Source organism: Pseudomonas sp. Pseusp88, from assembly GCF_047303955.1.
Classification (GTDB): Bacteria; Pseudomonadota; Gammaproteobacteria; order Pseudomonadales; family Pseudomonadaceae; genus Aquipseudomonas.
This window is the reverse complement of the sequence record NZ_JBGLYM010000021.1, coordinates 1-24,405: the sequence shown is the minus strand read 5'-3', so window position 1 is coordinate 24,405 and position 24,405 is coordinate 1. Positions and strand designations below refer to the sequence as shown.

At 58.0% G+C, this 24,405-nt stretch carries 24 protein-coding genes and 2 pseudogenes; 7 read left to right on the top strand and 19 right to left on the bottom strand.

Features of this window, described 5'->3' with window-relative positions; genetic code table 11:
* Positions 1-13: 13 nt before the first annotated feature.
* The 5 genes from ACCD02_RS22385 to ACCD02_RS22365 form a co-directional block, all read right to left on the bottom strand.
* Entirely contained in the window at positions 14-1,114 is a 1,101-nt protein-coding gene (locus ACCD02_RS22385) for a polyamine ABC transporter substrate-binding protein (protein WP_413306885.1), read from the bottom strand.
* A 267-nt stretch (positions 1,115-1,381) separates the two neighbouring features.
* Positions 1,382-2,509, bottom strand: a complete 1,128-nt coding sequence (locus tag ACCD02_RS22380) for a polyamine ABC transporter substrate-binding protein (RefSeq protein ID WP_413306682.1) — start codon at positions 2,507-2,509, stop codon at positions 1,382-1,384.
* A gap of 119 nt (positions 2,510-2,628) precedes the next feature.
* Complete coding sequence (locus ACCD02_RS22375; protein ID WP_413306680.1) at positions 2,629-3,993, bottom strand: aspartate aminotransferase family protein; 1,365 nt, start codon at positions 3,991-3,993, stop codon at positions 2,629-2,631.
* A gap of 56 nt (positions 3,994-4,049) precedes the next feature.
* Positions 4,050-5,408 carry a glutamine synthetase family protein gene (locus ACCD02_RS22370; RefSeq protein WP_413306677.1) on the bottom strand — a complete coding sequence of 453 codons (1,359 nt, stop codon included), beginning with the start codon at positions 5,406-5,408 and terminating at the stop codon, positions 4,050-4,052.
* Positions 5,409-5,442: 34 nt separating this feature from the next.
* On the bottom strand, positions 5,443-6,219 hold the full coding sequence (locus ACCD02_RS22365) for a gamma-glutamyl-gamma-aminobutyrate hydrolase family protein (protein WP_413306674.1): 777 nt from the start codon (positions 6,217-6,219) through the stop codon (positions 5,443-5,445).
* A gap of 279 nt (positions 6,220-6,498) precedes the next feature.
* Here ACCD02_RS22365 and ACCD02_RS22360 point away from each other — a divergent pair, with 279 nt between their 5' ends.
* Together ACCD02_RS22360 and ACCD02_RS22355 are read left to right on the top strand one after the other, a co-directional pair.
* Positions 6,499-7,875 (top strand): glutamine synthetase family protein, encoded by a 1,377-nt coding sequence (locus ACCD02_RS22360; protein ID WP_413306671.1) that lies wholly within the window; start codon positions 6,499-6,501, stop codon positions 7,873-7,875.
* A gap of 211 nt (positions 7,876-8,086) precedes the next feature.
* Positions 8,087-8,749 carry a TetR/AcrR family transcriptional regulator gene (locus ACCD02_RS22355; RefSeq protein ID WP_413306668.1) on the top strand — a complete coding sequence of 221 codons (663 nt, stop codon included), beginning with the start codon at positions 8,087-8,089 and terminating at the stop codon, positions 8,747-8,749.
* 65 nt (positions 8,750-8,814) lie between these two features.
* On the opposite strand, the gene ACCD02_RS22350 is transcribed toward ACCD02_RS22355, so the two are convergent.
* The gene (locus ACCD02_RS22350; protein ID WP_413306666.1) at positions 8,815-9,951 is read right to left on the bottom strand and encodes an RHS repeat-associated core domain-containing protein; all 1,137 of its coding nucleotides are present in this window, start codon (positions 9,949-9,951) and stop codon (positions 8,815-8,817) included.
* 143 nt (positions 9,952-10,094) lie between these two features.
* A pseudogene (locus ACCD02_RS22345) lies at positions 10,095-10,208 on the bottom strand (TOBE domain-containing protein); the annotation flags it as partial.
* Between the two features lie 2 nt (positions 10,209-10,210).
* On the opposite strand from ACCD02_RS22345, the pseudogene ACCD02_RS22340 reads away from it, so the two are divergent.
* Positions 10,211-10,360: pseudogene (locus ACCD02_RS22340) on the top strand (TetR/AcrR family transcriptional regulator); the annotation flags it as partial.
* A 99-nt stretch (positions 10,361-10,459) separates the two neighbouring features.
* Here ACCD02_RS22340 and ACCD02_RS22335 read toward each other — a convergent pair.
* The 7 genes from ACCD02_RS22335 to ACCD02_RS22305 form a co-directional block, all read right to left on the bottom strand.
* Complete coding sequence (locus ACCD02_RS22335; protein WP_413306663.1) at positions 10,460-11,596, bottom strand: RHS repeat-associated core domain-containing protein; 1,137 nt, start codon at positions 11,594-11,596, stop codon at positions 10,460-10,462.
* Positions 11,597-11,739: 143 nt separating this feature from the next.
* Positions 11,740-11,955, bottom strand: coding sequence for a TOBE domain-containing protein (locus tag ACCD02_RS22330; RefSeq protein ID WP_062379390.1), 216 nt, complete (start codon positions 11,953-11,955; stop codon positions 11,740-11,742).
* A 27-nt stretch (positions 11,956-11,982) separates the two neighbouring features.
* Positions 11,983-12,795 (bottom strand): aliphatic sulfonates ABC transporter ATP-binding protein, encoded by an 813-nt coding sequence (gene ssuB / locus ACCD02_RS22325; protein WP_413306660.1) that lies wholly within the window; start codon positions 12,793-12,795, stop codon positions 11,983-11,985.
* Positions 12,792-13,577, bottom strand: coding sequence for an aliphatic sulfonate ABC transporter permease SsuC (ssuC, locus tag ACCD02_RS22320; protein ID WP_259104163.1), 786 nt, complete (start codon positions 13,575-13,577; stop codon positions 12,792-12,794). Before ssuC ends, ssuB begins: the two co-directional genes overlap by 4 nt.
* A 28-nt stretch (positions 13,578-13,605) precedes the next feature.
* Positions 13,606-14,571, bottom strand: a complete 966-nt coding sequence (locus ACCD02_RS22315) for a sulfonate ABC transporter substrate-binding protein (RefSeq protein WP_413306657.1) — start codon at positions 14,569-14,571, stop codon at positions 13,606-13,608.
* A 357-nt stretch (positions 14,572-14,928) separates the two neighbouring features.
* Positions 14,929-15,567 carry a peroxiredoxin gene (locus ACCD02_RS22310; RefSeq protein WP_413306655.1) on the bottom strand — a complete coding sequence of 213 codons (639 nt, stop codon included), beginning with the start codon at positions 15,565-15,567 and terminating at the stop codon, positions 14,929-14,931.
* Positions 15,568-15,729: 162 nt separating this feature from the next.
* Positions 15,730-17,085, bottom strand: coding sequence for an OprD family outer membrane porin (locus ACCD02_RS22305; protein ID WP_413306652.1), 1,356 nt, complete (start codon positions 17,083-17,085; stop codon positions 15,730-15,732).
* 637 nt (positions 17,086-17,722) lie between these two features.
* Between ACCD02_RS22305 and tauA the strand changes: the two genes are divergently transcribed.
* From tauA to tauC, 3 genes are read left to right on the top strand one after another with little or no spacing between them, the layout of a single operon-like run.
* The gene (gene tauA / locus ACCD02_RS22300) at positions 17,723-18,700 is read left to right on the top strand and encodes a taurine ABC transporter substrate-binding protein (RefSeq protein ID WP_413306649.1); all 978 of its coding nucleotides are present in this window, start codon (positions 17,723-17,725) and stop codon (positions 18,698-18,700) included.
* 14 nt (positions 18,701-18,714) lie between these two features.
* Entirely contained in the window at positions 18,715-19,506 is a 792-nt protein-coding gene (gene tauB, locus ACCD02_RS22295) for a taurine ABC transporter ATP-binding subunit (RefSeq protein ID WP_413306646.1), read from the top strand.
* 2 nt (positions 19,507-19,508) lie between these two features.
* Complete coding sequence (gene tauC / locus ACCD02_RS22290; protein ID WP_413306883.1) at positions 19,509-20,351, top strand: taurine ABC transporter permease TauC; 843 nt, start codon at positions 19,509-19,511, stop codon at positions 20,349-20,351.
* 274 nt (positions 20,352-20,625) lie between these two features.
* Here the strand turns inward: tauC and ACCD02_RS22285 are convergent, their stop codons facing one another.
* Complete coding sequence (locus ACCD02_RS22285) at positions 20,626-21,069, bottom strand: hypothetical protein (RefSeq protein WP_413306644.1); 444 nt, start codon at positions 21,067-21,069, stop codon at positions 20,626-20,628.
* Between ACCD02_RS22285 and trmL the strand changes: the two genes are divergently transcribed.
* Complete coding sequence (gene trmL / locus ACCD02_RS22280; protein WP_413306642.1) at positions 21,068-21,523, top strand: tRNA (uridine(34)/cytosine(34)/5-carboxymethylaminomethyluridine(34)-2'-O)-methyltransferase TrmL; 456 nt, start codon at positions 21,068-21,070, stop codon at positions 21,521-21,523. The genes ACCD02_RS22285 and trmL overlap by 2 nt on opposite strands.
* Positions 21,524-21,667: 144 nt before the next feature.
* On the opposite strand, the gene madM is transcribed toward trmL, so the two are convergent.
* From madM to ACCD02_RS22260, 4 genes are all read right to left on the bottom strand, one after another.
* Positions 21,668-22,432: a malonate transporter subunit MadM gene (gene madM / locus ACCD02_RS22275; protein ID WP_413306639.1), complete on the bottom strand. Its 765-nt coding sequence runs from the start codon at positions 22,430-22,432 to the stop codon at positions 21,668-21,670.
* Between the two features lies 1 nt (position 22,433).
* Entirely contained in the window at positions 22,434-22,868 is a 435-nt protein-coding gene (gene madL / locus ACCD02_RS22270; protein ID WP_413306637.1) for a malonate transporter subunit MadL, read from the bottom strand.
* Positions 22,869-22,932: 64 nt separating this feature from the next.
* Positions 22,933-23,865: a malonate decarboxylase subunit epsilon gene (mdcH, locus tag ACCD02_RS22265; protein ID WP_413306635.1), complete on the bottom strand. Its 933-nt coding sequence runs from the start codon at positions 23,863-23,865 to the stop codon at positions 22,933-22,935.
* Positions 23,862-24,405 (bottom strand): malonate decarboxylase holo-ACP synthase (locus tag ACCD02_RS22260; RefSeq protein WP_413306632.1); only part of this gene is annotated, 544 nt, incomplete at its 5' end. The genes mdcH and ACCD02_RS22260, both read right to left, overlap by 4 nt.

Genomic DNA, 24,405 nt, shown 5'->3' with positions numbered 1-24,405 from the left:
GGGCGCTGGATAATTATTTGCCCGACTTGACCTTGGTCCAGCTGCGGGTCATCAGGCGCTGCACCTTGGGGGGCAACTCGGCATTGACGAACAACTTGTCGAGGACTTCCTGAGGCGGATACACCGCCGGATCCGTACGAATCGCCTGGTCCATATCGTCGCCCGATTTCGGGTTCGGGTTGGCATAGCCGATCTCGTCACTGACCTTGGCGATCACGTCCGGCTTGAGCAGGAAGTTGATGAAGGCGTGAGCTTCCTTGATGTTGGTTGCATCGCTGGGGATGGCCAGCATGTCGAACCACAGGTTGCCGCCTTCCTTGGGAATCACGTAGGCGATATTGACGTCCTTGCCCGCTTCGGACGCGCGTTTCTTGGCCTGGAACACATCCCCGGAGAAACCGGCAGCCACGCAGATATCGCCGTTGGCGAGATCCGTGATGTATTTGGACGAACTGAAGTAAGTCACGTAAGGCCGTACTTTCAACAGTTTCTCTTCAGCCTTCTTGTAGTCGGCCTCATTGGTGCTGTTCGGGCTCAGGCCCATGTAGTTGAGCACCGCCGGGAGCATTTCGTCGGCGGAATCAAGAAAGGCGACACCGCACTTTTGCAGCTTTTTGATGTTTTCCGGCTCGAACAGCACGGCCCAGGAGTCGATCTTGTCGACGCCCAACACTTCCTTGACCTTGTCGACGTTGTAGCCAATGCCATTGGTACCCCACAGGTAAGGCACGGCGTATTGATTACCCGGATCGTTCTTTTCCAGGCGCTTGAGCAGGGCCGGGTCAAGGTTCGAATAGTTGGGCAATTGCGACTTGTCGAGTTTCTGGAAAGCCCCGGCCTTGATCTGCTTGCCGAGGAAATGGTTGGACGGCACGACCACGTCGTAGCCGGTGTGCCCGGCCAGCAACTTACCCTCGAGGGTTTCGTTGGAGTCGAACACGTCATAGACCGGCTTGATTCCGGTGGTGGATTCAAAGTCCGCCAGGGTGGTCAAGCCAATGTAATCGGACCAGTTATAAATATGCACGGTGGGGGCCGCTTGTGCACTGACGGCCAGGGTCAGGCCGAGCCCCGCGAGCAGGGTGTTGCGAAATAAAGGAGGAAGCAAAGAAATAGACACGTGAACAATCCTTTTCAGTTTGGGGTCTGGTGCCCGTGTCGGACCGGCGCGCAACTTACCTTTGATGGCCGCGGATCGCAAAAAAACCTTATGTGACAGTGGGTTGAACCAGCTCTCAGTTCAAGGCACATCTATGCCTTGAAATGAGATCCCGTGGGAGCGTGGCTTGCCCGCGAAGGGCTCGACGCGGTACATCTGATACTCCGCGCCGTCCGATTCGCGGGCGAGCCACGCTCCCACAGAAGCAAATATCAACCCGGTTTATTTACCCGACTTAATGGTTGTCCAGCTGCGCGTCATGATGCGCTGGGTGGCCGCCGGCAAGTCAGCAATGGCATACAACTTGGCCACGACCTCAGCCGGTGGATAGACACCCGGATCATCAGTGATTTCCTTGCTCACCAATGGTGTGGCTTTCTCGTTACCGTTCGGGAAGCCCACAGAGTTGGTGATTTCCGCCATCACTTCAGGCTTGAGGATGTAGTTCAGGAACTTGTAGGCGCCTTCGACGTTTTCCGCGTCTTTCGGGATCGCCAACATGTCGTAGAAGCTGCCTGCACCTTCCTTCGGAATGTTGTAGCTGACTTCAACCTTGCCACCGGCCTCCTTTGCACGGGACTGGGCCTGGTGAATGTCACCCGAATAACCCACGGCTACGCAGATATTGCCGTTGGCCAGGTCGGAGATGTACTTGGACGAGTGGAAGTAAGCGATCGAAGGACGGACTTTCATGAACAGAGCCTGAGCCTTGTCGATGTCTTCCTTCTTCTGCGTATCGGTCGGCAGGCCCAGGTAATGCAGGGCAACCGGCAGCATTTCGGTTGGCGAATCGAGGAAGCTGATACCGCACTTCTTCAACTTGGCTGCGTTCTCAGGCTTGAACAGCAGGTCCCAGGAGTTGGTCGGTGCATCGGCACCCAGCGCTTCCTTGACCTTGGCCGGGTTGAAACCGATGCCGATCGAACCCCACATGTACGGGAAGGCGTGCTTGTTGTCCGGGTCGCTGACGGACACGGCCTTGAGCAGGGTTTTATTCAGGTTGCCGTAGTTCGGCAGCTTGGACTTGTCCAGTTCCTGATACACGCCGGCCTTGATTTGCTTGGCCAGGAAGTTGTTGGAAGGTACGACGACGTCATAGCCGGATTTGCCGGCCAGCATCTTGGCTTCAAGGGTTTCGTTACTGTCGTACACGTCGTAGACGACCTTGATACCCGACTCGCTCTCGAAGTTCTTGATGGTGTCCGGCGCGATGTAGTCGGACCAGTTATAAACGTGAAGTACCTTGTCGTCCGCGTGCGCGGCGGCCACTGCGCCCATCAGGGACAGAGCGAGGAGGGTCTTGCCAAATGTTTTCATGCGTACAGCTCCAGTATTTTTATGACTGACCATTGGGAGTAGCGGCGATTCAAACAACCGTTAGTCTGGCAAGTTCCTGGGCAGGCTTACAAGCGGGCAAACCTGCCGTACTACGCAACCGCCGAAAGTTTCATGTTCCGGCCGTGCTTATATCAGCCTTGTAGAGCCTTCAATGTCAGATCCAGGCATTTACGCGCCTTCTCCACCAGTTCATCGATCTCGGCAAAACTGATCACCAGGGGCGGCGAAATAATCATGGTATCGCCCACGGCGCGCATGATCAGACCGTTGTCGAAACAGAACGTCCGGCAAATCATGCCGGCACCCCGACCGACATAGCGCTCGCGCGTGGCCTTGTCCTTGACCAGCTCGATGGCCCCCAGCAAACCGACACCGCGAACTTCACCCACCAACGGATGATCGCTCAGCTCACGCAAACGCTTTTGCAAGTATGGTGCCGTTTCGTTCTTGACCCGCTCGACGATTTTTTCGTCGCGCAGGATGCGGATATTTTCCAGCGCGACCGCTGCTGCGACCGGGTGCCCGGAATACGTGAAGCCGTGGTTGAAATCGCCGCCTTCGTTGATCACCTTGACGATTTCGTCGCGCACGATCAGGCCGCCCATGGGGATATAACCCGACGTCAGGCCCTTGGCGATGGTCATCATGTCCGGCTTGAGGTCAAAGTAATCGCTGCCGAACCATTCACCGGTACGACCAAAACCGCAGATCACTTCGTCGGCGACGAACAGGATGTCGTAGCGCCCGAGGATTTCCTTGATCTTCGGCCAGTAGCTGGCAGGCGGCACGATCACGCCACCGGCACCCTGGATCGGCTCGGCAATAAAGGCGCCGACGTTCTCCACACCCAGTTCGAGAATCTTTTTCTCCAATTGCTCGGCAGCCCAGGTGCCGAACTCGTCCGGCGTCATGTCGCCGCCTTCGCCGAACCAGTATGGCTGCGCAATGTGCTCGATGCCGGGGATCGGCAGGTCACCCTGCTCATGCATATAAGTCATGCCGCCGAGGCTGGCACCGGCGACAGTCGAACCGTGATAGCCATTGACCCGGCTGATGATGGTCTTCTTGTTCGGCTGGCCCTTGAGCGCCCAGTAATGGCGGACCAGGCGCAGCATGGTGTCATTGCCTTCGGAGCCGGAACCGGTGAAGAACACATGGTTCATGCCCGCAGGCGCGATATCGGAAATGGCCTTGGCCAGCTCCAGCGCCGGCGGGTGGGCGGTCTGGAAGAACAGGTTGTAATAAGGCAGCTCGCGCATCTGTTTGCTGGCGGCGTCGGCCAGCTCTTCGCGACCATAACCGATGGCCACGCACCACAGGCCGGCCATACCGTCGAGAATCTTGTTGCCTTCACTGTCCCAGAGATGCACGCCCTGGGCCTTGGTGATAATGCGCGGGCCTTTCTCTTTCAGCTGTTTGTAGTCGCTGAACGGGGCCAGGTGGTGCTCGGCGCTCAGGGCCTGCCATTCACGGGTTTGCGGATTATTGGAACTCATGCAGCACTCCATATGCTTGGGTTGGGCGCCCGGTAATCAGCCGGGCGCCTGGCGTGTCAGACTGCGAAGAGCAGGAATTCCCGCTCCCATGAGCTGATCACGCGTTTGAAGTTTTCATGCTCGGCGCGCTTGACCGCGACGTAGCCCTTGATGAATTTGTTGCCCAGATACTTCTCGATGGTCTTGCTGTTTTCCATGCGCTCAAGCGCATCTTCGATGGTCAACGGCAGGCGCAGATTGCGGCGCTCATATCCACGACCCACCACGGGAGCGCTGGGGTTGATGCCTTCGGTCATGCCGATGAAGCCGCACAGCAGGCTCGCAGCAATCGCCAGATAGGGGTTCGCGTCGGCACCGGGCAGACGGTTTTCCACACGACGGTTCTGCGGCCCGGCATCCGGCACGCGCAGGCCGACGGTGCGGTTCTCTTCGCCCCACTCGACGTTGACCGGCGCCGAGGTGTCCGGCAGGAAGCGGCGGAACGAGTTGACGTTGGGCGCGAACAGCGGCAACAACTCAGGGATCAGCTTCTGCAGGCCACCGATGTGGTGCAGGAACAGCTGGCTCATGGTGCCGTCAGGGTTGGAGAAGACATTCTTGCCGGTCTGGATGTCGATAATGCTCTGGTGCAAATGCATGGCACTGCCGGGCTCGCCGGTCATGGGCTTGGCCATGAACGTCGCCGCCACGTCATGCTTGAGTGCCGCCTCGCGCATGGTGCGCTTGAACACCAGGATCTGGTCGGCCAGGGACAGGGCATCGCCGTGACGGAAGTTGATTTCCATCTGCGCAGTGCCGTCCTCGTGGATCAATGTGTCGAGGTCCAGATTCTGCAGTTCGCACCAGTCGTAGACGTCTTCGAACAACGGGTCGAATTCGTTGGCGGCTTCGATGGAGAACGATTGGCGACCGGTTTCCGGGCGACCCGAGCGACCGATCGGCGGCTGCAACGGGTAGTCCGGATCGTCACTGCGCTTGGTCAGGTAAAACTCCATTTCCGGCGCCACGATGGGCTGCCAGCCTTTGTCGGCATAGAGTTTCAGGACTTTCTTGAGCACGTTGCGCGGCGACAACTCGATAGGGTTGCCCTGCTTGTCATACGTGTCGTGGATCACCTGAGCGGTCGGCTCGATGGCCCAGGGCACCAGATACACCGCGTTCTGGTCGGGGCGGCAGAACATGTCAATGTCTGCCGGGTCCAGCAGGTCGTAGTAGATATCGTCTTCGACATAATCGCCGGTCACCGTCTGCAACAAGACGCTTTCAGGCAGACGCATGCCCTTTTCAGCGATGAACTTGTTGGTCGGGGAAATCTTGCCGCGGGTGATCCCGGTGAGGTCGCCAATCATGCATTCGACTTCGGTGATCTTGTGTTCTTTCAACCAATCGGTGAGCTGGTCGAGGTTGGTACTCATAAATACCTCAGGGGGTCATTTCCTGATCCGCGGATCAGGCGTTTTTTGACGCATCGGCGTCTCGTTGTCTCGCCCGTTTTCGACAGGCATCGCCAAAGGCCTGGAAAATCGCCAGGTAGTGGGGATTGTGGGTGACTTGCCATTCCGGGTGCCATTGCACCCCCAGGACAAAAGCGGCGCCGTCGATCAAAGAAACCGCCTCAACAAGACCGTCAGGCGCCGTTGCTTCCACGCGCAGGGGCGGCGCCAGGCGCTCGATGCCCTGCCCGTGGATCGAATTGACCGCAATTTCAGCAGGCAGGCCCAGAGACTCAAGCAAGCCGCCGGGCTGAATGTGCATGGGATGACTGGGAGCGTACTGAACTTCGACCGGTTCGTTGTCCGGTTCACGATGATCCATGAAGGTTCCGGTTTCATGAACACGCTGGTGCAGACTGCCGCCCAAGGCGACATTTAACTCCTGAAACCCACGGCAAATGCCCAAAACCGGCACACCCGCCGCCACGGCGTCACGAATTAGCGGTAAGGTGGTGCTGTCGCGTTCGGGATCATGAGCAGTTCCTGGCGCACTGGCCGGGCCACTATAGTGATAGGGTTCGACATTGGAAGGCGAGCCGGTGAACAACAGTCCATCGAGGCTTGCCAGAATTTCGGAGGGATCGAGCAAAGGGCCCAGTGAGGGCAGGATCAGCGGCAGGCCCCCGGCAGCCACGGCTACCGCACGGACATACTTGTCGCCACTGATGTGATAAGCGTGATCACCGATCTGCTTCGTGCATGAGGTGACGCCTATCAATGGCAAGCGAGACATGGAACCCCTCCGGCATTATTGCTGTTTTGGGTCTCAATCGAGCTTAGCCTTGTTCATTTTTTTACACAACACCCCCGTAAAAAATAGAACACAGCCCGCTCAAGCCCGCAGTTTCCAAGCGATAACACAACCAATAGTCGCCCTAAATTGCAGCAAAAACGGCCTTTTGGCGCCCTTTTAGGGCAAAACGAGGCTCTCTTGACTTCATCGGGCCTTTCGGATTGACTGAAACCCGCAAGACTCGATGATTGATATTTTTAACAACAAAGGTGTTGCATCATGTCGGTACCCCCGCGTGCCGTTCAGCTTAACGAAGCGAACGCGTTCCTTAAGGAACATCCTGAGGTTCTGTACGTTGACCTTCTGATTGCGGATATGAATGGTGTGGTGCGCGGCAAGCGCATCGAACGCACCAGCCTCCACAAGGTTTACGAGAAAGGCATCAACCTGCCGGCCTCTTTATTCGCCCTGGATATCAACGGTTCGACGGTGGAAAGCACCGGCCTGGGCCTGGATATCGGTGATGCTGACCGAATCTGTTATCCAATCCCCGACACCCTGTGCAACGAACCCTGGCAGAAACGCCCAACCGCGCAACTGCTGATGACCATGCACGAACTCGAAGGCACGCCCTTCTTCGCCGACCCGCGTGAAGTCCTGCGTCAGGTGGTGAGCAAGTTCGATGACATGGGCCTGACCATCTGCGCCGCCTTCGAGCTGGAGTTCTACCTGATCGACCAGGAGAACGTGAACGGCCGGCCTCAGCCTCCGCGCTCGCCGATTTCCGGCAAACGCCCGCACTCGACACAGGTCTACCTGATCGACGACCTCGACGAATACGTCGACTGCCTCCAGGACATTCTGGAAGGTGCCAAGGAGCAAGGCATTCCCGCCGATGCCATCGTCAAGGAAAGTGCCCCGGCGCAGTTCGAAGTGAACCTGCACCACGTTGCCGACGCGATCAAGGCCTGCGACTACGCGGTACTGCTCAAGCGCCTGATCAAGAACATCGCCTACGACCACGAAATGGACACGACCTTCATGGCCAAGCCCTATCCGGGTCAGGCGGGTAATGGTCTGCATGTGCACATCTCGATCCTCGATCGTGATGGCAAGAACATCTTCACCAGCGAGGATCCCGAGCAGAACGCCGCATTACGTCATGCGATCGGCGGTGTGCTCGAGACCCTACCGGCGCAGATGGCGTTCCTTTGCCCGAACGTCAACTCATATCGCCGGTTCGGTGCTCAGTTCTACGTGCCAAATTCGCCAAGCTGGGGCCTGGATAACCGTACCGTCGCCGTGCGCGTACCGACAGGTTCGGCCGATGCCGTACGCATCGAACACCGGGTTGCCGGTGCCGATGCCAACCCGTATCTGCTGATGGCATCTGTGCTGGCAGGCGTGCATCACGGCCTGACCAACAAGATCGAGCCAGCCGCACCGGTCTCGGGCAACTCCTACGAGCAGAATGAACAAAGCCTGCCGAACAACCTGCGCGATGCCCTACGTGAGCTGGACGACAGTGAAGTCATGGCCAAGTACATCGATCCGAAATACATCGATATCTTCGTCGCCTGTAAGGAAAGTGAGCTGGAAGAGTTCGAACACTCCATCTCCGACCTTGAGTACAACTGGTATCTGCACACTGTTTGATTCTGGGTGCAGGACAAGGACGCCGTAGCCTGTAAGGGTTGCGGCGTTTTTTTTGCCTGATAATACTTTCCAGCACTTGCGTTGAAGCGAGGCTTGCCCGCGAAGCACGATAATCCGGTTTGGCTGAAAGACCATGGCGCACGCTTCGCGGGCAAGCCTCGCTCCAACAATTAGATACAATGGCCGCCAGCCCCGCCCGAGAGATCGCTCAATGCCCCGCCCCGCTACCCCTCGCAAACCCCGTGCACGCAGCCAGGCCAGGATCGATTCGATCCTCGATGCCGCACGCGAGCTGCTTGCCGCCGAGGGCGTGACCAGTCTGTCGATCTACAGCGTGGCCGAGCGGGCGCAGATCCCGCCGTCATCGGTCTATCACTTCTTCGCCAGCGTTCCGGCGATGCTTGAAGCCCTGACCGCCGACGTCCATGCGGCCTTTCGCGCCAGCCTCCAGGCGCCGGTGGATCACGACGCATTGCACAGCTGGCGCGACCTGTCGCGCATCGTCGAGATGCGCATGCTCAAGATCTACAACGACGATGCCGCCGCCCGCCAGTTGATCCTCGCGCAGCACGGCCTGACCGAGGTGAATCAGGCCGACCGCCAGCACGATATCGAACTGGGCCACCTGATGTTCGAAGTCTTCGACCGACACTTCCAGCTACCGCCCCTGCCCAATGACGTCGACGTATTCGCCCTTGCGATGGAACTGGGCGATCGGGTCTATGCCCGCTCGATGCAACTGCACGAGCAGATCACACCGCGCATGGCGGAAGAAGGCATGCGTGTGTTTGATGCTTATGTGGGGTTGTATTTGCCGCCGTTTTTGCTCAAAAGAGGGCTGCCTGAAATCATCCAGGACCGTCCAGACTCATGAGTTTGGAGGGTCTTGAAATTCTGTGACCCTGGATTAAAAAATCTTGTTGAAATACGGCATCCCCCTTATATCCTCCCCGCAAAACGGCTATCACGCTCAGTTTGCTGTGGAAATTTTTGTCGTATATTAGCGGTATATTCCTCAAGATTTTTCTTATAAACAGTTTCGATTCCGCTATATTTCTGATACATACTTTCAAAACTATAATTCACTTGTTGAGCACCCGTATCATGCATACTTTTATAATATTTCGCCAGCGCGGAACTGGCCTTACCAACAGATTCAAAATGATCCCACCGCATGACCGCAAAACCATAAGTGCCAGGCACTTCACTGCTTTTATGAGCTCGCGTTAATGCAACCCCTACACGTGCAATCAGTTTGTGTCTAATTTCAGGATCAGACACCTTATAGCCACTACCTATACTATCTCTGGATGCAGCAGACCGTGCAGCCACAGAGGGGCGAGAGGAGCTGGAAATAGACATAGGGTTATCTGATACAGCCACAGGTAAAGGACTCGATCCTGCCCCGGGCTGCCTATTTATAGTGTTACTAATGGCACTTGACGCCAAGGACTTAGTCACGGTAGAAGAACGGCTCATCGTTACTTGGCGAGGGCGTTGAGCAGGCACATATCTTGGGATGAATGGCGATGTATTCAGCACAGGATTGAGAAACTTAACATGCCCCGTCGGGTCACGAAAATTGACAGGATCCCCCTGACAATACGCATACGCATTCAACCCTCCCTCATCAAACGGGCTCAAACTGTCCGGACTGTTAAAACGCATCAACACCGGATTAAAAGCCCGATACCCATTCCCCAGCAAATAATGCCCGGTGACCCGATCACGTCGCTCACCACTAAACCCCAGCAAGGTACTCAAGCCACTGTCAGCCGGAAGATGGCCGTAGGCGGTATACGTCAGCGACTCGGTTTCGACAACATCAGTGCGCTTCAACACCGAGCGCTGCTGATCGGTCACCAGCAGGCTGGTTTCACTATTCCCCTCCGAGTATTGCTGCTGAGCGAGTAACTGATCGTCATGCTGAAAAACCGTGCGCTGCAACGCCCCCTGAATTTCCGTCGCCAAACGACTTTTCTGATAAAAACGCGCAATCGGCGCCTCGCCCATCGGTGAAGTGCTCGCCAGCCGGTCGAGGGGATCATAGCCATAACGGCATGAGGGCGGCGCCATGGTGCGCTCCTGACAATCAGTACAGGCTTATCATCCCGCTGACTTCAGCAGCTGTATACCTGGCAGAAATGCTAGGTTTTCGCCCATGCCAGGCAAAAACCCCGGAGGGCTTTCACCGTCCGGGGTTGTTGTACTGCCATCGCTTACAACTTGGCGATGGAGACTTCGGTGGATTTTACGAAAGCAATTACTTCACTGCCCACTACCAGTTCCAGCTCTTTGACCGAGCGAGTGGTGATCACGGAAGTGACGATGCCGACTGGGCGACCGGGTCCATGCCCGCTCGATGCAACTGCACGAGCAGATCACACCGCGCATGGCGGAAGAAGGCATGCGTGTGTTTGTTGCTTATGTGGGGTTGTATTTGCCGCCGTTTTTGCCGAAGAGGGTGGTTACTGAAACCATGTGAGGTTTACATGACCGATAACAGCTCGAAGCAACCGGCCATCCCCCAGGCCAAGAAAGACCTTATCGCCCTGATTTAAAGCTCGCAAAACATTGCACTAATCTAACTGCTATATTCCTCTTGGAAGGATTTGCTCCGCTGAGTTTGGGCTGGGAATTTAGCCCTAACATTATTAATATACTCTCTAAAATCCTGACCTGCCTGATTTGCAGATTCTCTCGTAGGATTCAAATAACGCAAGGCATAAGAATCATACACCTTACTTTTAATGATTAATTGATAGTCATCCGCTAACCGGCCGTGCAACTCCTCAATTGACTTGAAGTAAGAAGCTCGTTCTCGCGCTGAATTCCAATCATCAGGAACATTTTTGCTGCTGTAATTTTTTTTCTTGGCTGTCCACAAGCGATTTCTGATCGCCACCTTTTGTTTACGACTCAAAAGCACACTCTTTTCATCTGGCATATTTCCACCCCTGGCAGAGGAAGCGACTACTGATGAACCAGAGGAACCAGGAATAGACACTGCGTTATCCGGCACAGCCGCAAATAAGGGGTTTGCTACTGCAGCAGATTGCCTATTTACAGCGCCATTATTGATACTTGGTGCCAAGGATCGAGCCGCAGAAGGAGAATTATTTATCGATACTGGTCGATGGCGTTGAGCAGGCACATATCTTGGGATGAATGGCGATGTATTCAGCACAGGGTTGAGAAACTTAACATGCCCCGTCGGGTCACGAAAATTGACAGGATCCCCCTGACAATACGCATACGCATTCAACCCTCCCTCATCAAACGGGCTCAAACTGTCCGGACTGTTAAAACGCATCAACACCGGATTAAAAGCCCGATACCCATTCCCAAGCAAATAATGCCCGGTGACCCGATCACGTCGCTCACCACTAAAACCCAGCAAGGTACTCAAGCCACTGCCAGCCGGAAGATGGCCGTAGGCGGTATACGTCAGCGACTCGGTTTCGACAACATCAGTGCGCTTCAACACCGAGCGCTGCTGATCGGTCACCAGCAGGCTGGTTTCACTATTCCCCTCCGAGTATTGCTGCTGAGCGAGTAACTGATCGTCATGCTGAAAAACCGTGCGCTGCAACGCCCCCTGAATTTCCGTCGCCAAACGACTTTTCTGATAAAAACGCGCAATCGGCGCCTCGCCCATCGGCGAAGTGCTCGCCAGCCGGTCGAGGGGATCATAGCCATAACGGCATGAGGGCGGCGCCATGGTGCGCTCCTGACAATCAGTACAGGCTTATCATCCCGCTGACTTCAGCAGCTGTATACCTGGCAGAAATGCTAGGTTTTCGCCCATGCCAGGCAAAAACCCCGGAGGGCTTTCACCGTCCGGGGTTGTTGTACTGCCATCGCTTACAACTTGGCGATGGAGACTTCGGTGGATTTTACGAAAGCAATTACTTCACTGCCCACTACCAGTTCCAGCTCTTTGACCGAGCGAGTGGTGATCACGGAAGTGACGATGCCGGAAGCGGTCTGTACGTCGATTTCGGACAGTACGTCGCCGGTGACGATTTCCTTGATGGTGCCTTTGAACTGGTTACGTACGTTAATGGCTTTGATAGTCATGAGAGTCTTCCTGTTTGCGATAGGGTGTTAATTGGCCCAACGCAGTTGCGTGGGCAGGGGTGAAGTCGGTTCGGGCTCAGGTGGCGCTCCCGGCAATGAGAGCACGCGGTTGAGCACTTCGGTTTCCAGTGCGGCCAGGCGATGTGATCCCCGGGCTCGCGGGCGCGGCAATTCAACGGTCAGGTCCAGGCCGATACGGCCTTCCTCGATCAGGATGACCCGATCGGCAATCGCTACGGCTTCGCTGACATCGTGGGTGACCAGCAGCACAGTGAAGCCGTGCTTGCGCCACAGGCTTTCGATAAGTTGCTGCATCTCGATGCGCGTCAGGGCATCCAGGGCGCCCAGAGGCTCGTCGAGCAGCAGCAGGCGCGGCTTGTGAATCAGGGCGCGGGCCAGGGCCACACGCTGCTTCTGGCCGCCAGACAAGGCTGCCGGCCACTCATTGGCACGCTCGGCCAGACCGACCGCTTCCAAGGCGTCCAGAGCCTGCCCGCGCCAATCGCCGCTCAGACCCAAGCCGACGTTGTCGATAATGCGTTTCCACGGCAGCAGCCGCGCTTCCTGAAACATCAGGCGAGTGTCTTCCCGGGCATCGCTCAGGGGGGCGGAGCCGGCCATCAGCTGGCCCGTCGTGGGCTTGTCGAGCCCCGCCAGCAGGCGCAGCAAGGTACTTTTCCCGCAACCGCTGCGACCGACTACGGCAACGAATTGCCCGGCGGGAATATGCAGGTCGATGTCCTTGAGCACTTCCCGATTGCCGAAGGTTTTCTTCAGGCCGTGCACCGCCAGCGGGATACCGCGCAACAGATGCGGCGGTTGCTGTTTCAGACTGCTCATGCGGCACCGCCTTTGTGAACTTGATAGGCCGGGTGCCAGCGCAGGCAGACACGTTCCAGGCCGCGCGCCGCCAGGTCGGCCAGCTTGCCAAGGATCGCGTAGAGAACAATGGCCAGAACCACCACATCGGTCTGCAGGAATTCACGGGCATTCATGGCCAGATAGCCGATACCGGAGCTGGCGGAAATGGTCTCCGCGACAATCAGCGTCAACCACATGAAGCCCAGGGCAAAGCGCACACCGACCAGAATCGAAGGCAAGGCACCCGGCAGGATCACGTGCCAGAACAGGGCAAACCCGGACAGACCATAACTGCGCGACATCTCCACCAACGCCGGATCGATGTTGCGGATGCCGTGATAGGTATTGAGGTAAATCGGGAACAAAGTGCCCAGGGCAACCAGGAAAATCTTCGCGCTCTCGTCGATGCCGAACCACAGGATCACCAGCGGGATCAGCGCCAGGTGCGGCACGTTGCGAATCATCTGCACCGAGCTGTCCAGCAGGCGCTCACCCCACTTCGACAGGCCGGTGATAAAACCCAGTACCAGACCGATCCCGCCGCCGATGGCGAAGCCGATTGCGGCACGCCAGCTGCTGATCGCCAGATGCGCCCAGATATCACCGCTGACCACCAGTTGCACACCCGCCGCGACCACGGCACTGGGTGCTGGCAGAATGCGCGTGGACAGCCAGCCGGCGCTGACCGACAGCTGCCAGACCAGTAACAGCAGGATTGGCAGAGCCCAGGGCGCCAGCCGGTGAATGATGCGTTGACTCATGGAGTTGTCTCCTTGGTGGTCTGAACGGTTACGGCGCTTTAGCCACGGCAGCCGGTGGGGTCCAGATCACGTCCGCGATGCTCAGCGGCTTGGGGATCAACTTGAGCTGGTAAAAGGCATCGGCGATTTTCTGCTGGGCCGCGACCACCTGCGGCGTAATGAAGTAGGCACCATAACCCTGGCGCTTGACCGAGATTCTGGTGATATCCGCTGGCAGCCCGAGCAGTGGCGCAACCTGTTGGGTGACTTCGTCCGGGTTGGCCTTGGACCATTCTCCCACCGCACGCACTTCGTCGATCAGGGTCTGAATGACTTTCGGATGCTGTTGCGCGTATGGCTTGGTGGCCAGGTAGAACTGGTTGTTATCAACGATACCAGTGCCGTCACGCAGGGTGCGGGCCTGCAATTGTTGCTCGGCGGCGGCCTGGTAAGGGTCCCAGATCACCCAGGCATCAACACTGCCACGCTCGAAAGCGGCACGGGCGTCAGCAGGTGGCAGGAAGACGGTCTGGATGTCGCTGTACTTGAGCCCGGCATCTTCCAGCGCCCGTACCAACAGGTAGTGGACGTTGGAGCCCTTGTTGAGCACGACTTTCTTGCCTTTGAGGTCCTTGACCGAAGTAATAGGCGAATCCTTGGGCACCAGGATCGCTTCACTGGTCGGCGCCGCAGGCTCGGCAGCGACGTAAAGCAGGTCAGCACCGGCAGCCTGGGCGAACACCGGCGGGGTTTCCCCGGTAACGCCGAAATCGATGGCGCCGACGTTCAAGCCTTCCAGCAGCTGCGGGCCGCCGGGAAACTCGGTCCATTGCACCTGCACGCCCTGCTCCGCCAGGCGCTTCTCCAGAGTGCCCTTGGCCTTGAGCAACACCAGGGTGCCGTATTTTTGATAACCGATGCGCAGGGTGTCCGCCTGAGCCTGGGTGACGGTTGCGAAGGAAACTGCCGCGATAACCAGAGCGGCCAGACCTTGACGCAAATTGACAGTGCCCATGGGCGCTCTCCTGATGCTAAGTAGTGTGGACACCTGCAAATCCGTTGGCGGACGAGTAAGGCGGCGGCGATTTCGCCGGATATGCAGTGACCTTAACAGGAGTTTTTTATATCTATAAATCTTATTTTTTCATTTGGTTATTACCTAAATGAATATATGAAATTCATGCAATCGCAGAAACCGCGGGACCGGCTTCAGCCGGGAAAGCGTCGGCACAGTCGCCGCATCTGCTGCGTCAGGGGCGACGCTTTCCCGGCTGAAGCCGGTCCCACAGATGCGCCCTGGCGCGAATGAACCGGATAAAAAAGGGCCGATAAATCGGCCCTGAAACTCTCTGCTTGGTGAGTCTGTTAAGTCTTAACGATTGGGTTGCGGGGTCAGGCGCAGATACGGGGTAACGGCCTTGTAGCCCTTGGGAAAGCGTTGCTTGATCTCTTCTTCGTCCTTGATCGACGGCACGATCACTACGTCGTCGCCATCCACCCAGTTGGCCGGGGTCGCGACTTTGTAGTTGTCGGTCAATTGCAGGGAATCGATCACCCGCAGGATTTCATTGAAGTTGCGCCCGGTGCTGGCCGGATAAGTAATAGTCAGGCGCACCTTTTTGTTCGGGTCGATCACGAACAGCGAGCGCACGGTCAGGGTGTCATTGGCGTTGGGGTGGATCAGGTCGTAGAGATCGGACACCTTGCGATCAGCGTCGGCCAGGATCGGGAAATTGACCAGGGTGTTCTGGGTGCTGTTGATGTCGTCGATCCAGCGGATATGCGAGTCGACCGGGTCCACCGACAGGGCAATGGCCTTGACGCCGCGCTTTTCGAATTCGTCCTTGAGTTTGGCGGTAAAGCCCAATTCAGTCGTGCAAACCGGTGTGAAGTCGGCCGGATGGGAAAACAGTACACCCCAGCTGTCGCCAAGCCATTCATGAAAACGGATACGGCCTTCGCTGGAATCCTGTTCGAAGTCGGGGGCGATATCGCCCAGTCGCAGGCTCATGGTGATGCTCCTTGGTTTGCCAGGTTATGGCAGCCACTGTGCATCGAATCGCTAAAAATTAAAAAGAATAGATAACGATTTAAATAGACGATTAGGAAATAATAAAAAACAGATAAAAAGAACCCCGCCGAAGCGGGGTTCCTTTAACTCAGCTCAACACACTTACTTGAAAGCGTAGGTGTAGTTGAAGATCAGACGAGTCTGATCCTGGTCAGCTGGAGTACCGCTGTCGCCACGGTAGGTACCACGACGCAGGGAAGTACCGAAGCCTTTCAGCACGCCGGACTGAACAACGTAGTCCAGACGAACGTCACGTTCCCACTCAGAGCTGTCGCTCTTGTCAACAGCAGTGTTGGCTGCCTTGATGTCGGTACCGTGCAGGTAAGCGAATGCTGCTTTCAGACCTGGAACGCCCAGACGAGCGAAGTCATACGAGTATTGACCGAAGGTGGTGTTCTCACCGGCACGGGCAAACTGGTTGATCATACTGTCGGTGAACAGGTAGAAGCTGGAACCGCCCTCGCCTTCGATGTGAGTCGAAGTGGTGCCGTTTTTGGTGACGTTACCCTGGTTCAACCAGACCATGCCGCCGTCGTCGTTCACACGCTGATGACCAACCATGAGTGCATGGCCGCCCAGGGTGTAAGTGAACATGGCAGACCAGGTTTTGTTGTCGACTTCGCCAACGTTGCGGGCATAGCCGCCGTTGTTGTTGAAGCGATAGTTAACGTCGCCGTTCTTGCCGTCGGAGCTGCTGTCGAACCAACGCAGGTCAGTCTTGAAGGACTGGTCATCAGCGATCTGGAAGACGTGAGTCAGGCCCAGGAACGTCTGCTTGTAGAAGTCTTCCAGCTGTGCGTGGTAAGCCTGCAGAGTCAGGTCTTTAGTGACTTTCCAGTCAGCACCAGCGAATACGAAGCTGTTGGAGTCCTGGGAAGCACCAGCCACCGACAGACCCGAGTAGTTGCTCGAAGCACGAGCAGCCTGCTGGGTCAGCTTACCGGCGTTGATGGTGACGTTTTCGATTTCTTTCGACTGGATGGTGCCGCCGCCGAAGCTTTGTGGCAGCAAGCGACCGTCGTTGGAAACGAGGATTGGCAGGTTAGGTGCCAGAGCGTTACCGAGTTTCAGTTCAGTCTTGGAGAACTTGGCCTTGACGTTGCCGCCAGTACGGGACCATTGATCAACGGACGAACCATCGGTATCGGTTGGGAAGAAGGTGTTGGCAGTAGTGGTGGTGTGGTGATCGATACCACCGCCGAGGTGAATACCCCACATGCTCTGCACGTCCAGACCGAAGCCCACGACGCCTTGGGTGTAGCCGGAGTTGAAGTTGAACAGCAGACCTTCTGCTGTCTCACGTTGGTCCGATGCACGACGGCCTTCACGGATATCGTTTTCGAAGTACATGGTACGAGAACTGATGGTTGCCTTGCTGTCTTCCAGGAAACCAGCTGCACCAGCCTGCTGAGCCAGGGCACTTACCGCTACGGCCAGGGCCAGGGTGGACTTCTTCATTGTTTCGCTCCTCTTGAATCTAATTTTTGTATCCACGGTGCCGAGCTAATGCCCTGACCCGCGGTTGCGCGATTAGCGCCAGACCCGACCCGGAGAGTCAATGGTGCTGGACACCTCTAAGACTAAAGTACTAGACCGCGTGTGCCGGTAGCCTTCCACGGTATGCAAAAACCTTTAAACCTAAAAAGACTTATTGGTCCGCTTTTCAGGCAAAACGGTTATATGTGTCAAACCATGTCAACCATGCCGTTGTGGAGTGTATCGGCCTATTCGGCTAATTCCCAAAAAATATTTGCGCGCCGTTCATCAGATCGATTCGCTTGGCCGTACCACACGACCGGATGCTGACCGTCCGGTCACTCTCCTTGAGTAGCTTACGAGCCCTATTCATTGGCACAACAGCCCAGACACAGGACTGTAATAATACTCTCACACGAATTGTTACAGTTGTAATCATGCCGACACAGAAGCTGAACTTTTTCTGAAAAATCTGTCAAAGCCGACCGCGATACAGAAATCCTCCCCCACACCCCTCGCTTCCCCTCATAAGCTCATGCCAAAAGGTTATTTATTTCGGCATTCTTAGATCATTTAGTCTCATCACATTCCCCGACCTGCCCTGCTTCGGAGCTTTGCGATGAAACTGCATTTTTCTTTACGTCTACTGGCGGCGCTTTCGCTGACCGGCGCTTCGTTCCTGGCTCAGGCCGCTGACTTCACGGTGGCTTACCAGACCACCGTCGATCCCGCCAAAGTGGCGCAAACCGACAACGCCTATGAAAAGGCCACCGACTCGAAAATCTCCTGGCGCAAGTTCGATAATGGCGCCGATGTCATTACAGCTATAGCTTCGGGTGACGTACAGATCGGCTATCTGGGCAGCAGCCCGCTGACCGCCGCCGCAACCCGCAAGCTGCCGGTCGAGACCTTCCTGATCGCCACCCAGATCGGTGCCGCCGAGGCCCTGGTGGCGCGCAACGGCTCGGGCATCGACAAGCCCGAGGATCTGATTGGCAAGAAAGTCGCCGTACCCTTCGTTTCCACCGGCCACTACAGCCTGCTGGCGGCGTTGAAGTACTGGAAGATCGATCCGGCCAAGGTGACCATCGTCAACCTCGCGCCACCGGCTATTGCCGCCGCCTGGAAGCGCGGCGACATCGACGCCACCTATGTATGGGACCCGGCTCTGGGCGTGGCCAAGGAAACCGGCAAGGTACTGATCACTTCCGGCGAACTGGCCAAGGTCGGCGCACCGACATTCGATGCCTGGATCGTGCGCAAGGACTTTGCCGATAAACATCCAGAAATCGTCAAAGCCTTTGCCAAAGTCACCCTCGATGCCTACGCCCAGTACCGCAAGGACCCGGCAGCCTGGATCGCCAATACCGCCAACGTCGACAAGCTGGTGCAACTGTCCGGCGCCAAGGCCGCCGACGTTCCCGGCCTGTTGCAGGGCAACGTCTACCCACTGGCCGCTGACCAGCAGGCCCTGTTGGGCGCGCCAACCATCGAAGCCGTGACCAAGACTGCCGCTTTCCTTAAAGAGCAGGGCAAGGTCGACGCCGTACTGGCTGACTACTCGCCTTACGTCAGCGCCAGGTTCATCACTCAATAAGGGAGGGCCGGGTCATGGCGGTATTACAGCTGGAGCGCGTCTGCGCACAGTATCCCGGTGCGGCCGAGCCGGTACTGTCGGATATTTCCCTGACTCTCGGCCCGAACCAATTGCTCGTGGCCCTCGGGGCATCGGGCAGCGGCAAGACGTCGCTGCTGAACCTGATTGCCGGTTTCGTCGCCCCCAGCGCCGGGCGCATTACCCTGGATGGGGTTGCGGTCAATGGGCCAAGTGCCGAACGCGGTGTGGTGTTTCAGGACGATGCTTTGCTGCCATGGCAGAACGTGCTGGCCAATGTTGCCTTTGGCCTGGAGCTGGCGGGCCTGCCCCGTGAGCAGCGCGAAGCCAAAGCGCGGGAGATGCTGGCCCTGGTGGATCTGGCCGGTTTCGACAACCGCCGTATCTGGCAACTGTCCGGCGGTCAGCGTCAGCGCGTCGGCCTGGCCCGGGCATTGGCCGCGGACCCTCGTGTACTGCTGATGGACGAGCCCTTTGGCGCCCTCGATGCCTTTACCCGCGAGCAGGTGCAGGAACTGCTTCTGCAAGTCTGGCAGCGCACCGCCAAGCCGGTATTCCTGATCACCCACGACATCGAAGAAGCGGTGTTCCTGGCTACCGACCTGATGCTGCTGGCACCCAACCCGGGACGCGTCGTCGAGCATCTGCAGCTGGACTTCGGTCGCCGCTACGCTGCAGGTGAGTCTGCCCGGGCGATCAAATCCGACCCACGCTTTATCGAGACCCGCGAACACGTGCTGTCCAGTGTGTTCTCGCAACGCGGAATCACTCGGGAGCAACGCGCATGACTATTAATAGCTATGAATGGCCGGAGACGACCGATGCCCCCGGCAAGACCCCAACGATCGCACCACGCGTCCGCGGCTATATAAGCACCCGTACCATCAGTCTGTTGACCCTGGCGACGCTGCTCGGCGCCTGGTGGCTGGTGACCGCTGCGCAATGGATCGATCCGCTATTCCTGCCACCACCGTCAGCCGTTCTGGAGAAAGGCTGGCTGCTGATGACCAAGGGCTACATGGACTCGACCCTCTGGCAACATCTGGGAGCGAGCCTGCAACGCATCGGCCTGGCCCTGGTTGCAGCGATCCTTAGCGCCGTACCGATTGGTATCGCCATCGGCCATAACCGCATCGCCCGAGGCATCTTTGACCCACTGATCGAGTTCTACCGCCCCGTTCCACCCTTGGCCTATCTGCCGTTGATCGTGATCTGGTGCGGCATCGGCGAATTTTCCAAGGTACTGCTGATCTATCTGGCGATCTTCGCCCCGATCGCCATCGCCACAGCCACTGGCGTGCGCACGGTCGACCCCACCCGACTGCGGGCTGCGCAGTCCCTGGGAGCCACGCGCTGGCAGTTGATTCGTCACGTCATCCTACCCAGCGCCCTGCCGGACATTCTGACCGGTATCCGTATCGGCCTCGGCGTCGGTTGGTCGACGTTGGTGGCGGCTGAACTGATCGCGGCCACCAGCGGCCTGGGTTTCATGGTCCAGTCGGCGGCGCAGTTCCTGGTCACGGACGTGGTCGTGCTGGGCATTCTGGTCATTGCCATTATCGCCTTCGCCATGGAAATGGGTCTGCGCGCCCTGCAACGCAAATTGGTGCCCTGGCATGGCCAGACCCATTAATCAGTATTCGTGCATCACTTTGGGAATCTCCCTACGGGAAATGCGCGAATAGCGTGCAAAACCACTTCGAAAATTTTCATTTACCCGCCGACCGTTCACTCCCGAACCGGCCGAAAAACTCAAAAGCCCCGCCAGACAAGCGTTCTGGTGGGGCTTTTGGCTTTTCTCTCATATTTTTTACACAGTTGCGGGAAAACTGGCACGGCCTCTGCAATAGGTATTACATCACCAGTTTTGGGGACCTTGGTACAGGCAGGCCGGGGATTCCCCTCTTTTATTCCTCCCGGAGACTGACCTCCAGTCTCCAGCGCCCGTCCACCTTTACTGAGCGCCAGTCGCCATGTATCGGACGGGCCGCGAGAAGACTCAACACCCACTCCCCCTTGCTATCGCGCTGCAACTTCCAGTTGACGATCTTGCCGTCCATTTTCAGCTGACCGTTCCATGGCTGACCAAACGCCTTGAAGTGCAGTACCACCGTGCCGTCGACCCGCTCGCCACGTATCTCAGGATCTTCGTTGAACCACAGGGCCAGGCCCGCAGGCAGCACTTCGATCTGTTGCAGTTCCAATGGCTCGGGCTGGGTCAGGCGGCCGATCATCAGGCCCACCATCATGCCGAAAATGGCCATCGCCCCCAAAACCCGCGGCCATGCCTTCAGTCGCGGGTCCTCTTCGGGGGTAGAATGCATGCCGTCCTTCAGTTCGGAGCCGTGCATGTTTCACGTCATCCTCTTTCAACCAGAAATTCCGCCGAATACCGGCAATGTCATCAGGCTGTGCGCCAATACCGGCAGCACCCTGCATTTGATCGAGCCACTGGGCTTCGAACTGGACGACAAGCGTCTGCGTCGGGCCGGGCTGGATTATCACGAATACGCCACGCTCAAGACCCATGCGGACCTGGCCAGCTGCCTGGCAAGCCTGGGCCAGCCACGGCTGTTTGCTTTTACCACAAAAGGCTCAAAACCCTTTCATGACGTCAGCTATCAGGAAGGCGATGCGTTCATTTTCGGGCCTGAGAGCCGCGGCCTGCCAGCGGAGATTCTCGATGCGCTGCCCGGCGAGCAACGCCTGCGCCTGCCTATGCGCGAGGGCTGCCGCAGTCTGAACCTGTCCAATACTGTGGCAGTGGCGGTGTATGAGGCGTGGCGGCAGCAGGGGTTCAGATAAGGCGGAAACAGGTGGGTATATGTGGGAGCGAGTTCATTCGCGAAGAGGCCGGTACAGCCACGGCTTCGTCATCGCCTTAAAGACCGTCTTCGCGAATGAATTCGCTCCCACAATGCAAACAGCAGCATTCGCTCAATGGCTTTCTCAGCCCATGATCCCACGCACGATAAAGAACAGTATCGACGGCCCCAACAGGCAGCCCAGGCCAGTATGGAAAGTCGCGGTCAGGGCGCCGTAAGGCACCAGGCGACGATCCGTAGCGGCAAGCCCGGCTGTTACGCCGCTGACCGTACCGGCCAGGCCACCGAAAACCATGGCCGAGCGTGGGTTGTCGAGGCCCATCCAGCGCGCCGCCATGGGCGTGCAGACCATCACGATAATCGCCTTGATCAGGCCGGTGGCAATGGACAGCGCCATGACATCAGAGCTGGCACCAATCGCCGCGCCGGTCACCGGCCCGACGATGTAGGTCACCGCACCGGCACCGATGGTGGTCATGCTCACGGCATCGCGATAGCCGAAGGCATAGGCCATGCAGCAACCGACGATAAACGGCAGCACAGTCCCCAGCAGCAGCGACAGCGCGCCGATCAGCCCCGCCTTGCGCGCCTCGGTGGCCTGAACCTCGAAAGCCGTGGCGACAATGGCGAAGTCACGCAACATCGCCCCGCCCATCAGGCCGATACCGGAGAACAGCGACAGGTCGGCCAGGCCCTTCTGCCCGCCAGTCATGGTGCCGCCAACCCAGGCCAGAATCAGGCCGATGACAATGGCAATCGCCGAACCGTGCACCCGTCCGAACGTCAGGTACTTGGACAGCAGCACGGAGATCCACATGACGATGCCAACCACGGCAAATGCCGTCACCAGGCCCTGGCTGACCAGATCTTTCAGAATGAGATCCCACATATCAGCGCGCTCCGGTGGTAGTGGCAGGGGTGGTAGGCACCCCCGAAATGATCAGCGGCTCGTCTACCGCAGGCAGCGGCTCGCCCTTGTTGGTACGACTGATCACAGCAATGGTGCAACCGCAGATCAGCACCGAGCCGATCGCCGCCAAAATTGCCACCGGACCGCCCTTGAGCGCGGTCACCACATTCTGTTGCGCTGCCATGGCCACGACCACGGGGATATACATCGCGCCCCAGAAGCCGACGCCCAGCTCGCAGCCTTCGCTCATGCCGCCACGCTTTTGCATGTAAAGGCGAGCACAGATCAGCAGGATCATGGCGATGCCGACCCCGCCCACGTTGGACTTCACGCCCAGTAGAACACCCAGCAGGTCGCCCAGAATCACCCCCGCGAGGGTGCAAATAGCCAGTAATGCCACACCGTAGATAATCATTGTTGTTATGCCTCAGATGTCGTTGTCGAAGTTGTTGTTTTTGTCCTTCGAAGCGGTACCCGGTCTATGGAGTGCGCAGGCCCTCCTCACGCGATAACGCGACCAGACTGTCCAGACGGGCGCCCTGAAAGGCGACGGCCGTACCTTGTTCGAACACTTTGCGCGCCAGCCCGGTGAGCACGGCGCCGGGCGGCCATTCGATCTGCAGGCGTGCGCCGCGCTCGTAGGCGGTCTGCACGGTGCTGCGCCAGTCGATGATCCGGCTCATGTTGAAGGCCAGGTCTTCGCGGAGTTTGTCGGCATTGACGATCGGCCGGGCGCTGCTGCCGCTCAGGTAGCGCACACGGGGTGCCTGCATTGGCACCCCGGCGAAAGCTTCGGCCAAGCGGCGTGCCGGTTCATCGAGCAAGGCGCAATGCGACGGCACGCTGACCGCCAGACGCCGGGCCTGGGCACCATCGTTACCTGCCAGAGCGGCAACCGCAGCCATGGCCTCACTGCTGCCGGCAATCACGAACTGATTGTCGGCATTGATATTGGCCAGGAACACCGGCGACTGAGGGCTGTGGACCTGAGCAAGCAGATACTCTACCTGGCCTTGGTCGAGGCCGATCAGGGCGGTCATGCCATGGCCCTGCGGATAAGCCTGCTGCATCAGCTCGCCGCGCAAGGCCACCAGACGTACCGCATCGTCGAAGCTGAGCGCCCCGGCAATCACCGCCGCCGGATAGGCACCAATCGACAACCCGGCGACCATATCCGGCACCTGCCCCTGCTCCAGCAGCAGGCGGGCGCAGGCGACTCCGGCGATCAGCAGACAGAGCTGCACGGCCCGGGTCGATTGCAGCGCCTGGACAGAATCGAGCAAGCGCACGTCTTCACCCAGCGCCATGCATGCCTCATCGACACACGCCCTTACCGGCGCGGCATCGGGCAATTGATGCAGCATCTGCGGTTGTTGCGCGCCCTGACCGGGAAACACCCAGAAGCTGCTCATGCCGATAACTCCGCGAGCTGCCAGGGATTAGCTACCAGGCAGGCGCCGCTGGCGCTCTTGAGCAGTACCTGACGCGCCGAACCTGCCCATTCGCGCAGCATCAGCGCCCCGCCGGGAGTTTGCAGTTGCACGTCGATACGGCACGGCGCCGATTCCAGACGCTCGACCAGTTGCGCCGCCCAGTCCCGTCCGATGGCGACGGGCGTGCGCAGGATCAGGTCCAGGTCGCTGCCTTCATGCAATGCGGGAATACCGCTGGCCAGTTCAAAACCAGCGCTGCCGGTGACACCCCACGGCAAGCCGAGGGACATCATTAGCGGACGGATTTGTTGCAGCGCGCGCAATGCAGGCCAGGCCCTGCTCCGTTGGAGCGAAGCTTGCTCGCGAACCCGATGCTTCAATCGTAAAAAATACGTCGCGTGTGCCGCCCTTTTCGCGGGCAAGCCTCGCTCCAACGTCAGCTGCTCCGGGCGCACGATGCGGGTGATATCGGATACCGACATGACAGTCGCAAAACGCTGCTCCCGCCCTACCCCACGC

What these genes read in the sequence shown, in the direction of transcription:
- madL (WP_413306637.1), bottom strand. Translation starts at nt 22,868, where the DNA reads ATGATTATCTACGGTGTGGCATTACTGGCTATTTGCACCCTCGCGGGG.
- trmL (WP_413306642.1), top strand. Translation starts at nt 21,068, where the DNA reads ATGTTTCACGTCATCCTCTTTCAACCAGAAATTCCGCCGAATACCGGC.
- ACCD02_RS22380 (WP_413306682.1), bottom strand. Translation starts at nt 2,509, where the DNA reads ATGGTCAGTCATAAAAATACTGGAGCTGTACGCATGAAAACATTTGGC.
- ACCD02_RS22310 (WP_413306655.1), bottom strand. Translation starts at nt 15,567, where the DNA reads ATGAGCCTGCGACTGGGCGATATCGCCCCCGACTTCGAACAGGATTCC.
- ACCD02_RS22315 (WP_413306657.1), bottom strand. Translation starts at nt 14,571, where the DNA reads ATGGGCACTGTCAATTTGCGTCAAGGTCTGGCCGCTCTGGTTATCGCG.
- ACCD02_RS22360 (WP_413306671.1), top strand. Translation starts at nt 6,499, where the DNA reads ATGTCGGTACCCCCGCGTGCCGTTCAGCTTAACGAAGCGAACGCGTTC.
- ACCD02_RS22350 (WP_413306666.1), bottom strand. Translation starts at nt 9,951, where the DNA reads ATGGCGCCGCCCTCATGCCGTTATGGCTATGATCCCCTCGACCGGCTG.
- ACCD02_RS22365 (WP_413306674.1), bottom strand. Translation starts at nt 6,219, where the DNA reads ATGTCTCGCTTGCCATTGATAGGCGTCACCTCATGCACGAAGCAGATC.
- tauB (WP_413306646.1), top strand. Translation starts at nt 18,715, where the DNA reads ATGGCGGTATTACAGCTGGAGCGCGTCTGCGCACAGTATCCCGGTGCG.
- ACCD02_RS22335 (WP_413306663.1), bottom strand. Translation starts at nt 11,596, where the DNA reads ATGGCGCCGCCCTCATGCCGTTATGGCTATGATCCCCTCGACCGGCTG.
- ACCD02_RS22355 (WP_413306668.1), top strand. Translation starts at nt 8,087, where the DNA reads ATGCCCCGCCCCGCTACCCCTCGCAAACCCCGTGCACGCAGCCAGGCC.
- mdcH (WP_413306635.1), bottom strand. Translation starts at nt 23,865, where the DNA reads ATGAGCAGCTTCTGGGTGTTTCCCGGTCAGGGCGCGCAACAACCGCAG.
- madM (WP_413306639.1), bottom strand. Translation starts at nt 22,432, where the DNA reads ATGTGGGATCTCATTCTGAAAGATCTGGTCAGCCAGGGCCTGGTGACG.
- tauA (WP_413306649.1), top strand. Translation starts at nt 17,723, where the DNA reads ATGAAACTGCATTTTTCTTTACGTCTACTGGCGGCGCTTTCGCTGACC.
- ACCD02_RS22330 (WP_062379390.1), bottom strand. Translation starts at nt 11,955, where the DNA reads ATGACTATCAAAGCCATTAACGTACGTAACCAGTTCAAAGGCACCATC.
- ACCD02_RS22375 (WP_413306680.1), bottom strand. Translation starts at nt 3,993, where the DNA reads ATGAGTTCCAATAATCCGCAAACCCGTGAATGGCAGGCCCTGAGCGCC.
- ACCD02_RS22370 (WP_413306677.1), bottom strand. Translation starts at nt 5,408, where the DNA reads ATGAGTACCAACCTCGACCAGCTCACCGATTGGTTGAAAGAACACAAG.
- ssuB (WP_413306660.1), bottom strand. Translation starts at nt 12,795, where the DNA reads ATGAGCAGTCTGAAACAGCAACCGCCGCATCTGTTGCGCGGTATCCCG.
- ACCD02_RS22285 (WP_413306644.1), bottom strand. Translation starts at nt 21,069, where the DNA reads ATGCACGGCTCCGAACTGAAGGACGGCATGCATTCTACCCCCGAAGAG.
- ssuC (WP_259104163.1), bottom strand. Translation starts at nt 13,577, where the DNA reads ATGAGTCAACGCATCATTCACCGGCTGGCGCCCTGGGCTCTGCCAATC.
- ACCD02_RS22305 (WP_413306652.1), bottom strand. Translation starts at nt 17,085, where the DNA reads ATGAAGAAGTCCACCCTGGCCCTGGCCGTAGCGGTAAGTGCCCTGGCT.